Raw genomic sequence first — 12,842 nt, forward strand, 5'->3', positions numbered from 1 at the left:
GATACGGCTGCAAGAATGGTATAAACGATTTTTCTCATGATCTGTGCCGCCATTTTTCCAGCGGCTACCAAAAAAATGCCCTCGATATCGGTGCGGACGCGTAGCTGGGGCGTTGTGAACGCGATGCTGTCCCTGCATCACATGGGCGCAAGACGCTGCGACTTGTCTTTCGAGTCTTTGCTGTCCCGTATGCGCGTAAGAACGGCACCCTCGCACATTTCGTCTTCCACACCTTGACCATTTGGCGCGCTGAGATTGGTGCAGAGCAGGATCATGCCGCCGGTTTTTCCGGTCTGTCGCGTATAGCTATTGCGCAGCACCGTCGTCGACATCTTGCTGTTGGACGGCGGCACGCCGGCCCAGTCGAAGCGGTAGCCGTTCGGGATGATCTTCAGCGATGGCGGCGGTTTGGTGTCCGGCATGCGGGCGTTCCTATCGTTGACCGCCGTGCGCCAGATGCTGCGCATGACCGCTGTCTCGGCGTCATACAAATAATAATCGACACCCATGTGGTAGCGGCCAGGCGCATATTCGACCTGCAGGCATGACATGCGTACCAGCGCGTGCACAGGCGACGCCTCTATGATCTGGATCGTATATTCGGGGCAGACCGAGTTCTTGTCACCCGCTGGACTGACGATGGAGAAAGTATGGCGCGCACCAGGCTTGCTGAAGCTGAGCTGCCCTGACTTCGGGTCCAGGTGCATCGCGAGGCCTGCGGCCTTCATCACCGGCATCGTCAGGCGTTCAGGCTTGGTCGAATCGGAATACAGCCGGATCGACGACCAGCGCTGTTGATCGTCGTCGCCTCCGCGTAAGGCCTCGGAGCGTGCACCGGCTTCACGCAGCCGCTGCTGCTGCGGATCCTCGCCGGTTGCGGTATTGCCGCAAGGCGCGCTGGTGCATTTTGGCGGAGCCGCTTCGTGGGGATAAGCTGGCAACAAGACGCTACTGCTAGTGAGCGATAGCCAGAGCAATAATTGATTCAATTTTCTACTCATGGTTTCTCCAGTACGAGTAAATGCACCAGCGCATAGCAGATAGCCGTACCGATTTTCTTGGCGTCGTGCAGATCGGTCAACGGCACCGCCGATGCATTGTTCCTCTCTCTGCTTAAATCGTTTCTTTTGGCGCCCAGATAGCTGGGGCGGGGGGCTGTACTTCGTCCGGTTTTGTGAAGTGGTAGTACGTTTCTTCTTCAGGAACTGTGCCGTCGGCATAACGCTCGTCTCGCCATAACAAGCGCCAGGTCGTATCCAGATCAATATTGTCGTCCGCGGTCTCGACCGTGATCTGTGGGGCTCTCGATCCGCCATGCAAATAATTCATGGCGCCCATGATGTTGAATGGCGGCTGAGGCTTCGGTGCGCGAGAAATCAAGCTAAGCATCGAAGGTTTTGCTACATCGACCGGTTCCCAGATGCCGGAGTACGGTGTGTATTCGTTGGTTCTTACAAACTTATTGTCTACCGGATCAGGAACCGGCGCGAGTTCCTTGGGAAAAGACATGCTTTCCAATTCATTCCGCAGCCACTGTCCGTATAAAGTTAGGGCTGAGTCCTCAAGATAACGCGGCTCAAGAATTTCCGTTGCGCACTCTCCCCATGCTTGAGCCAATGAGGTTAGCGTCTTGCAAAACTCCGGCCAGAGAGGGGTGTCCTTTTTGATGCCATTTTCCCCGAGCTCTATACGGGAGAGCATTTGGGTCCAATGAGAAAGCATGCGATTAGCCATTGCAAACTCACCATTTGCATCAAATTTAAATACACGTTTGTCTCCTTTTTCCAGTCGGGTAACGCCCTTCTCGCAATGAACTAAGCACTTTAATATGAGTTCATATTCTGATTGCGGAAGTGAGGTATTGTTTGCATTACCTTGCTCCTGCGCTTCGCGCACACTGTTTTTTGTTGCGATCGCCCAAGCGTCATAGTATTGAAGAATACGACGCCACGCTGTAACAGAACTGATTCTTTTCAACCAATAAAATATTTGCTGCCGTTCCATAGGGGACGGCAACATAATTGCATTTTCAATTTCAGATTCATTCATGGTCCGAACTGCCATTCCTTTCGGTCGTTCCTTCGGTGAAGCTGCCGTCCTTCATCATACACATTCTGTCCACCCTGGACGGTGAAGTTGCCGGGACAGGCGGAAGTGATATCGCCGCCCTCCAGCGTGATCGACGATTGCCCGGCTTGCAGCACAATCTTCTGATTGGCCTTGATCTCGATGCTGTCGTTGACCGAAATGACCTTGATCGATTTATCCGCCAGGATTTCCAGCTGGTCGGTATGCGCCTGCAGCGACACCGGGCCGTTGGCGGCGATGGCCTGGATGCCGCCGGCGTGGCTGAAGTAGCCGGCCGCGTTGGCCGCCACCGACGACAGCGTGTACGCCGCCGTCATGTGCATGTCGCCCTGGCTGGTCCAGTGCAGGTGCTGGCCGGCGAACAGCACGGTCGATGCCGGCGTGGCCCAGTTGATGCCGGCCGGGGCGTCCATCAGCACCATCGCGTCGGCGAATTTTTCCACCGGCTGTTCGGCGTCCAGGTCGCGCGCGCCGCTTTGCGCCTTGGCCGCCTGCTGGCCGTTGACCGCGCCGTCATGCTTGCCTTTTTCCTTGGGATCGAGGCGGGCGATCATGTCCTGCTGCGTCTTGGCCGCTTCCGCGCTGCTGAGCGCTTTCTGCTCCAGCGCCGCGTTGCCCATGCTCTTGCCCAGTTCCTCGGCCGATTTCAGCGAGGCCAGTGATTCCGCCGCGTCCATCTGCGTCGAGGTGACGCCGCTGCCTTCGGCCGCGCGCGCGCTGGTGGTCAAGAGCACGCCTTCGCCGCCGCGCACCACGCTCCAGGCGTCGGTGCGCAGCTCGAAGCCACTGCCGCGGTACGTGCCGCGCTGCGCGGAGGAGGGCGCCTGCTGGATCAGGTGTCCGATTCACGCCACTCGACTTTCAGCTAAGACCCAGCGTACCTCTCGGCCTTGGTGCAGCGGAAGCTTCTGTCCTTTTTGCAAAACTATTTTCGTGGTTAAGTCGAATTCAAGCAGCCACGTTCCACCCGAGGGCACAGCAGATCCGCTCTCTCCCCACATGGTTTCTCGCGCCAGAGCAACTGAAGAGTTTTGTGCCGGCTCTGTCTTCGGTTGCATGAAGCGGTAAGACTGTTCCTGTTCTGGGACGCGACCATCGTCATAGCGATCGTCTCGCCAAAGCAAACGCCATGTCGTATCCAACGACATGCTTTCTTCTGCTGTCTCTATATCGATCTGTGGCGCCCTTGATCCGCCAAGCAAATAGTTCATCGCTCCCATAATCTTGAATGGCGGCTGCGGCTTCGGATCGTCACTAAACAAACGCAAAAGTGAAGTTTTTTTCGGCACCGCCTCGATGGGTTCCCAGATGCCAGAGAAGGGCGTGTACTCATTGGTGCGAACAAACGTATTGTCTAGTGGATCGGGAACCGTTGGTAACACCGATGGAAACGGCATGGCTTTCAATTTGTCTTGCAGCCAACTGTTGTACATCGTCAGTGCAGGTTCGTCCACGTAACGGGGCTCCAGAATTTGATGACTACATTCTTGCCATGCATGGTTAAGTGCTGTCAGAGTTGTTTTAAACTCTGTCCATAGCGGCGTGTGCGGCTCGTCGATTCCATTTTCACCTTCCTCTATGCGGGTCTTCATCGAAGCCCAGTGAGAAAGAGTGCGCGACGCCATCTCGAATTCACCGTTGGCATCGAATTTGAAGACCCGCTTGTCTCCCTTGCCGAGGCGGACGACGCCCTCCTCGCAATGCGCCAGGCCCTTCAAGATAAGTACATAGTCGGATTCAGTGATTCCAGTTCGATCCGCCCATCCTTGCCGGTCGGCTTCGCGCACGCTGTTTTCAGTACAGTCTGCCCACGCCTTGTAGTACTCGAAAATGCGGCGCCATGCCGTGACCGAGCTGAGTCTTTGAAGAAAATAAAAAATCTGCTGTCGCTCGACATCGGTTGGCAGCAAGATGGCGTTGTTGGATATAGATTCCATTGGCATCGGTCCATCCCGTTCGGTGGAAAGTAAATTCTAGCCCAGTCGCTGTATCAACTACTTTACTGACTCTCTCACCTTTGGCAAAATCCTGACCGGCCTTGCTTAGCGCAGCCCAGAATGCTCTGTCTAGATAGAAGAAGGCTTGGGTTGCTCCGCCTGGCAGATGTTGTCCAGGAATTTGTTTTCCGAACTGTTCTGACACAGTGCCGACAGCTGCCTTTGGGCCCTTGTTTCCTATGACCTTAGCCGTGACAAAGAAGCCATCCCCGTTAAAGCTGTCAAGAACTGCCGCATATTCGCGCCACTCTCTGGCCGTCCGTGGAGCAGGACCAATATCCGGCGGCAGGGCGCCCTCCGGCAACTGCACCATCTGCGCAGCGGCGCTGGCGCCGCCCTCAAACAAGTGCTGCCCACCCTTGACCGTGAAATTGCCTGGGCAGGCGAAAGTGATATCGCCACCTTCCAGCGTGATCGACGACTGGCCGGCTTGCAGCACGATCTTCTGGCTGGCCTTGATCTCGATGCTGTCGTTGACCGAAATGACCTTGATCGATTTGTCCGCCAGGATTTCCAGCTTTCACGAATGGAATTTAGCTATTTGCGTATATCTACAGAAACTGTCTTCCAAATCTGATCCAAGTGATTTTTGTAGGCTGCATACGCTGGTGTCAGCAGTGCCTTGTCGTACTTGTGGTCGCCCCCGAACGGCGGTTGACCTGGCAGTCGCACTTCCGACTCGCCGCGTATCGCCAGCTTCAGCGGTCCTTCCCGCAAGATCACTTTAACGGTGTACGAGTCGATGCCGCCACCGCAAAATAATTTATACGGTATGGTGATTTCCGCCTTGCCGTCGCCATTGATGTCGGTGACGGCGACGGACGATATGAAGAAGTCCGCAGCGGCATCGAGCTCCGGGCAATCGGCAACATCACGCACCGTCCATTCCTGTTTCCATCCGCCGGCTTGTTTAGCGTAATAGACGGCGGTCAACTCAATATGTTCGATTCGTCCAGACTTCGGCGCGGAGGGGGAGGGGCCAGCCTGGCGATTGAGCTGCAGGATATGCTCACCGTCCTGGTCGCGTATCATTCGTGCAGCCACCAGTGTGCCGCTGGACGGAATATGCTGTGACGCCAGATAAGCGGCGTCCACCGGCTTGCTCTCCGGTATGCCCGCGCTGCAAGCAGTCGTGAGGCACAGCAAACCGGACATGAATACTGTCTTCATTATTCTCATCAACGCAAAGCGTTGCCTTTCTTTTTCTTGACTGGTATGCCGAATGCGACGTTCAGTTCGTCCGCGGTGTGTTCCGCCAGCTTGGCGCCTTTGGCTATCTCCTGTTGTGCGTATGCATGATAAGCGAGCGGCACGAAGAAACGCACGTCTTTACGGAACAGCGTGAAGTTGATCTGGTCCGACTGGTTGCCGCCGAGGCAGACATAGTTCGCGCCTTCCTTGGCATAGACCAGACTGACGTGGTGCGTGCCGACCAGCAGGATGCAGCCGAAGATCGGCGTTTTGATTTCCACGAAGTTGGCGTCCAGCGCGATCGCGCGCGCGCGGAAGGAATTCTTCCAGCGCGTGTACGCTGGCGCGGAGCGGCTAAGGCAATAGTTGACGAATGAGGCGCACCAGGCGTTGTCGGTGCCAACCATCGTGGTCAGGAAGCCCCCGTTGAGCTTATGGTAGTTGTCGGTCTTGGTGATCACATCCTCAGTCTTGCCTGCCCACTGTTTCGCTTCGGCGACCGCGACCTGCATCCACGGCGCCTGCTTCTGGTCGGGCATCAGCAAGGCCAATGGCGCGCCTTGGCCTTCCTTGCTGCGCGTGACGGGAGCGGCAGCGGGCGGCTGCGCCACCGGCTTGTCGGCTGGCTTGTCGGCTGGCTTGGCCGCCGCCGGCGCGCCGGCCTTGGGCGCCTGCTGGAGCGGCTGCGACTTCGGCGCCGGCTTGCCTGCCGGCGCGGCGGCGCTGCTGCCATAGATCGAGATCACTTGCGCCGGATAGATCTTTGCCGCATTCTTGATCTGCGGATTGTCGCGCAGGATGGCCGGTACCGTCGTCTTGAATTTCGCCGCAATTTTCGACAGCGTGTCTTCCGACTGAATAACGTAGCGCATCGGTGTGCGTCCGCGCTTCGGCGGCGGCGCCAAGGGTTTCTTCTGCGCCGTTGGTGCGCTGAACCAGTCAAGGGGATTAAATAAGGCCACGGTTTCGGACTTGGCGTTCATCACCCCGTCGTAGACTTGTTCCCATTTTCCTTCCAGTGATTTCATGAAGACCTGGATCGGTTGGCCAGGTTCGGTGTGAACGATAGCCGGCAGGCGGCCGGTTTTATCGGTTTGCGTGAGATGTTCCTGCTCGCCGGTCTTGATCTTGGCCTCCACCGCAGGCTTCGGCTTGGCGCCATCCGAGACGGTGATCGACGTCGTATGAACGATGGTCTCCTTGCGCGTATCCTTTTTCGCGTGGTAGCCCTCGCGTTGCTCCATCGCGTCCATCATGCTTTCAAGCTGCGCATCGGTCATGGTCGATAGCACGGTATCGGTGGACAGGCCCGTGTGCTGACTCAGCGCGGCGGCGTAGGTGGTGGGATTATTGCTGTCGCTGGCGGGGGCATAGCCTTCGATCATGTTGCCATGGCCATCGTCGATACCGGCCAGCATGGTGTAAATGGTGCGGCCGTTATATTTACGCCGCAGCAGTGCTTTCTTTTGTTTGCGGCCTTCCTCATAGCTGGAGAAAATCAGAAAACTGCCGTTGGACTTGGTCTTGCCGATTCCGATGGCGCCATACAGCAGCGCGCCTTTCCGGCTTGGCCGCAGATTGCCCGGATTATTGAATCGCCACGCCGCAGTGCCACCAGTGCGCAGCAGATGGCTGCCATCGCCGGCGGCATAGTCGCAGGTCACCGTATCCGCATCGTATTTTGCACTGAGATACTCCATTGTTTATTCACCGCTCACTTATGAGGTTGAAGGGACAGTTCCTTGCTGAGAATCGCCTCGACCGTCGCTGCGGACTTCGGGTAGGTACGGGCAAATGCCGGCTTAAACTGGTACGCCGGATCGTCCGGCATGTCGTCTCCGGACTCGATCAACTTGTACCAGGTCACAGTGATGTCGCCTTTTTCTTGATAGCTTTGGTCCGCGCGTTTATCCGCGACGATGAAGTAGACCGCGTCCGCGCGTGGCGAGATGATGCCGTCGGCCAGCGTGACTTCCGCACCGCTGGCGCTGTCCCATTCGAATTGCATGCGCCCGGCCTTGTTGCGTACCGGGACCTGGTTCCAGGCTTCGTCCTTACCGTCCTTGAAATAGAAGTTGTAGCTTCGCCGGAAGCTGGTGGTGTCCTGATAGGTGCCTACCACCAGTATCAGTTTGCCCTTCAGCGCGGGCCATTGATGCAAGCCTTGCTTCATCGGTATGGCTTCCGCAGGCGCCACGGCAAAAGCCGAGCCGCCGTAAAGCGTCATGGAACATAAGGCTGCCGCGTACAGTGCTTTCCAATTCATTCGTCTTCTTCTCCGTGAGTCGCGCTGGCGTAAAGCGCGATGATATCCTTTGATAGATGGATCAGGTCTTCGTCGTCCTCGTGACCGCCGAATGGATCGGCGCCGGCGAGTTCGGCCGACACCAGTTGCTCGTCTTCCTCATGTCCCGGCGCCGGCGCGGCGGCTGGGGCGTTATTAAACGGCTCCCATTTTTCTTCGCCGATCTGCAAGACCAGATTGTCCGCCGACGGCAGATCGACACGCGGCATGCGCCCGTCTTCGCCGATCACGCCTTGTTGCAGCACCTTGCCAAGCTTGTCGACGATTTTGAAAGGCTGCTTGGCCACACGCGCAAGCGACGCCAGTTCATCCGCGCCCGCAAACGCGAAGCGCAGGCTATGCGGTCCGACGTCGCTGATGAACGGCGCGGGGATCGTCTGGAGTTGATCGGGCAAAGCCGGCAGACTCGCCGCCGCGCTGCCTCCGCCATCGAACACGTGCTGTCCGCCCTTGACTGTGAAGTTGCCGGGGCAGGCGAAGGTGATGTCGCCGCCCTCCAGCGTGATCGACGACTGGCCGGCTTGCAGCACGATCTTCTGGCTGGCCTTGATCTCGATGCTGTCGTTGACCGAGATGACCTTGATCGATTTGTCGGCCAGGATCTCCAGCTGGGCGGTGTGCGCCTGCAGCGACACCGGGCCGTTGGCAGCGATCGCCTGGATGCCGCCGGCGTGGCTGAAGTAGCCGGCCGCATTGGCCGCCACCGACGACAGCGTGTACGCCGCCGTCATGTGCACGTCTCCCTGCGTGGTCCAGTGCAGGTGCTGGCCGGCGAACAGCACCGTCGATGCCGGCGTGGCCCAGTTGATGCCGGCCGGCGCGTCCATCAGCACCAGCGCGTCGGCGAATTTTTCCACCGGCTGTTCGGCGTCCAGCTCGCGCGCACCGCTTTGCGCCTTGGCCGCCTGCTGGCCGTTGACCGCGCCGTCATGCTTGCCTTTTTCCTTGGGATCGAGACGGGCGATCATGTCCTGCTGCGCCTTGGCCGCTTCCGCGCTGCTGAGCGCTTTCTGCTCCAGCGCGGCGTTGCCCATGCTCTTGCCCAGTTCCTCGGCCGATTTCAGCGAGGCCAGTGATTCCGCCGCGTCCATCTGCGTCGACGTGACGCCGCTGCCTTCGGCCGCGCGCGTGCTGGTGGTCAGCAGCACGCCTTCGCCGCCCCGTAGCACGCTCCAGGCGTCGGTGCGCAGTTCGAAGCCGCTGCCGCGGTACGTGCCGCGCTGCGCGGAGGAGGGCGCTTGCTGGATCAGGTAGCCGAGATTGAGCTGCGTCGCGGCGCTACTGGTGGCCAGCCGCGTGCGAACCTGGCCCGGCGTGTCGTCCAGCTGCCATTGGTTGTAGCCGCCGCCGTCGAAGTTGTGGCTGTGGATGCCGGACAGCGTGCCGGCATGGTTGGCGCCCGAGTCCTCGCCGGCCGCATACGGCGGCAGGTCGGAGCCGGTGTACAGCTGCGCCACCACCAGCGGCCGGTCCATGTCGTGATCGATGAAGTCGACCAGCACTTCGGTGCCGATGCGCGGCGTGAACTGCGAGCCCCAGTTCGGACCCGCCAGCGCTTCGGCCACGCGCACCCAGGTGCCGCTGCTGTCGTCGCCGGGCGCGCTGCCCTTGGCGTCGGTGTCGTGCGCGATGCCGCCGCTGTTGGCGCCCTGGCCGCGCTGCCAGGCGAATTGGATCCGCACCTGGTGGTCGCGGGTGGTGGTGGCGACGTTGTCGCCGGCGCCGACGATGATGGCGGTCTGCGGTCCGAGCGCGGTGGCGGTCTGCGGCGCGGCCGTGGCGCGCGGAACGATGGCGACGCTGTCGCGCACGCAGCCGAAGCGGTTGCGGTAGGTGCCCGGCTCCAGCGCGGTGAACAGGTTGGTGACGCCGGTCAGTACGTTGTTGCGCGCTTCGTGGCTGACCCACAGCACGGTGAAGCGGTTGTCGCCTTCGGCGTAGCGTTCGTGCTGGGTCAGCGCGAAGGCGTGGCCGGCGGCCAGCTGGCGCACCGCGCCCGCGCCTTCGAAGATTTTATTGTCCAACTCCAGCGCTTGCAGCATCAACTGGCTGGCCTGGTCAGGTTCGCCGCTGGCGCTGGCGATGCGTTCGCCGCCGCCGTCGTAGATGGTCAGCGACGGCAGCTCGCCCGCGTCCAGCGACGATTGCTGTTCGGCGCCGGGCGCCAGCAATTGCGCCGGTTCCCAACTGCTGATGCCGACCGCGTTGGCCTGCACCTGTCGCCGCGCGTTGAACTGGTCGATCGCGTCGGCGCTGTCGGTGGCGCGCACGCCGTGGAAGCGGATGTCGGCGCCGCCCGGCGTATCGGGCGCCACGGCCTTGCTGTCGAAGATCACCAGCTTGTGCCTAGCCTGGCCGTCGCCGCCTTGCTGCTCGTCGTCCGGCTGGTCGTGCTCGAAGCGCCAGCTCAGGCCTTCGGAGGCCAGCAGGCGCTGGAAGAATTCCAGGTCGCTTTCGCGGTACTGGGTGCAGATGGCGCGAGGCGTCAGCGTTTGCGTAACGTCGAATTCAAAGCGCAGTTGCGGATAGTCGGCCAGCAGCTCGGTGACGATGTCCTGCGCGTTCTTGTCCTGGAAGATATAACTGTCGCGGCGCAGCCGCAGCAGCGCCAGCGCCGGTTCCAGCAGCAGCCGATAGCGCGCCGTGCCGCCGTCGGCGCCCAGCCACGCGGCCTCGGTGCAGATGCCGTGCCACGCGCGGCGCGAGCCGTCGGCTTGCAGCAGCGTGATGGTCAGCTCTTCGCCGATAAACAGGTTCAGATCGAGGTCGGTCGAGGTGCTGAGCGCGTCGACTTCGAACGCATACAGTTCGTTGACCGCTTCGCGCCCGGAATAGCGTTCGGCCATCAGCGCTTCCGGCAGCGACGAGTCCTGCGCGCTGGCCAGCGTGAGCAGGCGCGCGTGCTGGCTCAAGCCGGTGCCGAACAGCCCCAGCGCCGATGGAATCAGCGAGGCGATATCCATTACGGCAGCGTGATGGTCAGGTTGGCCTGGCGCGGCGCCAGCTTGACCACGTCGTTATAGGCGGCGATGCGTTCCTCGGTGCCGTGGCCCAGGGAGGTGCGCAGGCCGATGTAGCCCAGCACGCAAATTAGGCCGAACACGGAGCACAGCACCCACACCGGCAAATCGCTGCGCAGCTTGTGGACAATCTGGTCGGGCCGCTCCGCATGCGGCGCGAAGCCGCCGCGCTTGCCCTTCATGTTGGCGATTTCGTCGCCCAGGCGCGCGGTCAGATAGTTGAGCTTTTCCGAGCCTTCCAATATATAGCGGCCCTGGAAGCCGAGCAGCAGGCACATATGGAACACCTCCAGCGCCTGCAAGTGCGCGCTGCCGCGCGCGCGCAGCGCTTCCAGCCGGTGGAAAAAGTTCTCGCCGGCCAGCTGTTCGCCGAACAGCACCAGTTGCAGCGGGCGGCGTTCCCACGCGTCGCGGATCGGGAAGGTCGAGCGCAGGATGATCTCGTCGACCGCCGCGCAGAACGCGTACTTGGCGGCGTCGATGTCGTCCGGCGAGGCGCCGTGCTTGCGCGCGCCGCGTCCGAAATCGTCGAGGAACTGCGTCATCTTGTTGGCGAATTCGGCGTTCTCCTGCGGGCCGCTGCCGTTCTTCAGCATGAACAGCGCGTAGAAGCCGTCGTACATCAGGTCGAGCAGGGTTTGCGGGGCGTTGCTGGCGGCTGCCGCCGGTGCGGCGCCCATCAATGAAGGTGCGGTTACGGTATTCATGTCGTTGAGCCTCGGTTCAGGATGTGACGGCGACCAGTTCCAGCTTCAGGTCGTGCATGCCGCCAGGGACATAGATGGAGATCGATTGCGCTTGCAGCATGCGCTCGTACATCTGGCCTTTGGCCTCGATGGCGAAGTACACCGCGTCCGGCCGCACCGGCACGGCGGCCGGCACCTGCGGCGCGTGTTGCAGGCGTACGCCCGGCATCGCCGACAGCACGAATTTTTCGACGTCGTCCGGCGCGCCGATCTTGAAGCGCAGCGGCACCACGTCCACCAGTTCGCTGGCCGGCATCGCCGCCGATACCGCGACGTAGAAGGTGGTCTTGTCGTCGATCTTGCCCGAGTCCAGCATGCCGTGGTGGTACGAAGGCTTGACCTCGCGCAGCGCGATGGCGAAGTAGCGCGACGAGATCACGGTGTCGAGCAGATCGCGGATGATCTGGTGCAGCGTGGCGAAGCCAGGACCTGGATCGTTGTGCTGGTATGGCGGCAGGTCGGCCAGGGTCCAGCTTTTCGAGAACGTCATCAGCGCGCCGGCCAGGCTCAGTAGCGCTTCATACAGCCGTTCCGGATGCAGCGACGGATGCTGGAAGTAGTGGTTCAGCGAGGCGAAGGCGGAACTGGCGGTGTGCAGCAGCCAGAACGAGGACATGTCGCCGGAGCGGAATTCGATCACGTGCTTGCTCGGCTCGCGGTGGTGGCCGTACAGCGCGCTGACCTTGGCCTGCAGCGCGTCGATCAAACGGCGCAGTTGCAGGAACAGTAGCGGCGCGCTGCGGATCGCCAGCGACGGCGGCACGAAGGCGCCATCCAGCTCGAAACCGCCGGTGGCGGCACGGCGCAGGCGCAGCAGCGGGAAGTGAGTGTAGGAGTCGCGCGGCTCGAATTCCGAGACCAGGCGCAGCGTCTTCTTCAGATAGCTCAGTTGCGCCGGCGCGGCGTGGGTGTACAGGTCGGGCGTGTCCTGGTTGTTTTGCAGGTAGCGCACCGCGCTGGCGCCGGCCGCCGGCTGGCTGCCGTCCCCGAAATTGCCGCCGAACGGCTTGAAGGCCGGCAGCGCGGCGTAATAAGTGATGGCCTGCTGCGACTGCGGCAGCTGGCTCAGGTCGACCGCGTCGGGCAGGTCGTCGGCGCCGGGTGCGTCGTAGAACTCGCCGTCCTGGAAGCGCAGCGACAGCTCCATCACCCGCAGGCTGTTGTTGGCCAGCGCGTCGCGGTCGATCTGGATCTGATTGACGCCCCAGGCGTAGGGGTGCAAGGCCTGCACGCTCTGATGCAGCCGCTGTTCGTGGTAGCGGTCCTGTTGCTGGAAGTGCTGTGGACGCAGGAATAGGCCTTCGCCCCATAGGATTTTGCTGCTCATGCTGTCGGCTGTCCCTTTTATTAATGCTATTTGTCAAGTAGCAGAACCATAACATTTCTTATTTTAAAGTGCCGCACGGCTGAGTTTTCCAAGGCGGGGTCAGTTCCGGCAACGTGCCACGAGCTCTGCCGTAGCGGCCGCTACGGCAGAGCTCGTGGCACGTTGCCG

Annotated in this window: 10 protein-coding genes and 1 pseudogene; all 11 read right to left on the reverse strand. The window is 60.8% G+C overall.

Translation table 11 applies throughout. The annotated features are described in order from the left end of the window. Window positions 1-137: 137 nt before the first annotated feature. Window positions 138-1,001, reverse strand: coding sequence for a hypothetical protein (locus GW587_RS24695; protein ID WP_166107552.1), 864 nt, complete (start codon window positions 999-1,001; stop codon window positions 138-140). A gap of 112 nt (window positions 1,002-1,113) precedes the next feature. Then, window positions 1,114-2,049: an Imm71 family immunity protein gene (locus GW587_RS24700; protein ID WP_229259635.1), complete on the reverse strand. Its 936-nt coding sequence runs from the start codon at window positions 2,047-2,049 to the stop codon at window positions 1,114-1,116. Continuing rightward, on the reverse strand, window positions 2,046-2,933 hold the full coding sequence (locus GW587_RS24705; RefSeq protein WP_166107575.1) for a DUF2345 domain-containing protein: 888 nt from the start codon (window positions 2,931-2,933) through the stop codon (window positions 2,046-2,048). Before GW587_RS24705 ends, GW587_RS24700 begins: the two co-directional genes overlap by 4 nt. Then, window positions 2,934-3,998: an Imm71 family immunity protein gene (locus tag GW587_RS24710; RefSeq protein ID WP_229259645.1), complete on the reverse strand. Its 1,065-nt coding sequence runs from the start codon at window positions 3,996-3,998 to the stop codon at window positions 2,934-2,936. Beyond that, window positions 3,883-4,605 (reverse strand): annotated as a pseudogene (locus GW587_RS31505) (DUF2345 domain-containing protein); the annotation flags it as partial. The gene GW587_RS24710 and the pseudogene GW587_RS31505, both read right to left, overlap by 116 nt. 17 nt (window positions 4,606-4,622) lie before the next feature. Continuing rightward, a complete protein-coding gene (locus GW587_RS24725; RefSeq protein WP_229259636.1) occupies window positions 4,623-5,255 on the reverse strand; it encodes an FG-GAP repeat protein in 633 nt (210 codons plus the stop codon). 8 nt (window positions 5,256-5,263) lie between these two features. Further along, window positions 5,264-6,976, reverse strand: coding sequence for a LysM peptidoglycan-binding domain-containing protein (locus tag GW587_RS24730; protein WP_166107555.1), 1,713 nt, complete (start codon window positions 6,974-6,976; stop codon window positions 5,264-5,266). Window positions 6,977-6,990: 14 nt separating this feature from the next. After that, complete coding sequence (locus tag GW587_RS24735) at window positions 6,991-7,542, reverse strand: hypothetical protein (RefSeq protein WP_166107556.1); 552 nt, start codon at window positions 7,540-7,542, stop codon at window positions 6,991-6,993. Continuing rightward, window positions 7,539-10,544: a type VI secretion system Vgr family protein gene (locus GW587_RS24740; protein WP_229259637.1), complete on the reverse strand. Its 3,006-nt coding sequence runs from the start codon at window positions 10,542-10,544 to the stop codon at window positions 7,539-7,541. The genes GW587_RS24735 and GW587_RS24740 overlap by 4 nt, the downstream gene beginning before the upstream one ends. Beyond that, window positions 10,544-11,308, reverse strand: coding sequence for a type IVB secretion system protein IcmH/DotU (icmH, locus tag GW587_RS24745; RefSeq protein ID WP_166107557.1), 765 nt, complete (start codon window positions 11,306-11,308; stop codon window positions 10,544-10,546). Before icmH ends, GW587_RS24740 begins: the two co-directional genes overlap by 1 nt. Window positions 11,309-11,324: 16 nt before the next feature. Continuing rightward, window positions 11,325-12,674, reverse strand: a complete 1,350-nt coding sequence (gene tssK, locus GW587_RS24750) for a type VI secretion system baseplate subunit TssK (RefSeq protein WP_166107558.1) — start codon at window positions 12,672-12,674, stop codon at window positions 11,325-11,327. Window positions 12,675-12,842 lie beyond the last annotated feature (168 nt).

It is taken from the genome of Duganella aceris (genome assembly GCF_011090165.1).
GTDB lineage: Bacteria > Pseudomonadota > Gammaproteobacteria > Burkholderiales > Burkholderiaceae_D > Rugamonas > Rugamonas aceris.

What these genes read in the sequence shown, in the direction of transcription:
- tssK (WP_166107558.1), bottom strand. Translation starts at nt 12,674, where the DNA reads ATGAGCAGCAAAATCCTATGGGGCGAAGGCCTATTCCTGCGTCCACAG.
- icmH (WP_166107557.1), bottom strand. Translation starts at nt 11,308, where the DNA reads ATGAATACCGTAACCGCACCTTCATTGATGGGCGCCGCACCGGCGGCA.
- GW587_RS24700 (WP_229259635.1), bottom strand. Translation starts at nt 2,049, where the DNA reads ATGAATGAATCTGAAATTGAAAATGCAATTATGTTGCCGTCCCCTATG.
- GW587_RS24725 (WP_229259636.1), bottom strand. Translation starts at nt 5,255, where the DNA reads ATGAAGACAGTATTCATGTCCGGTTTGCTGTGCCTCACGACTGCTTGC.
- GW587_RS24735 (WP_166107556.1), bottom strand. Translation starts at nt 7,542, where the DNA reads ATGAATTGGAAAGCACTGTACGCGGCAGCCTTATGTTCCATGACGCTT.
- GW587_RS24740 (WP_229259637.1), bottom strand. Translation starts at nt 10,544, where the DNA reads ATGGATATCGCCTCGCTGATTCCATCGGCGCTGGGGCTGTTCGGCACC.
- GW587_RS24695 (WP_166107552.1), bottom strand. Translation starts at nt 1,001, where the DNA reads ATGAGTAGAAAATTGAATCAATTATTGCTCTGGCTATCGCTCACTAGC.
- GW587_RS24730 (WP_166107555.1), bottom strand. Translation starts at nt 6,976, where the DNA reads ATGGAGTATCTCAGTGCAAAATACGATGCGGATACGGTGACCTGCGAC.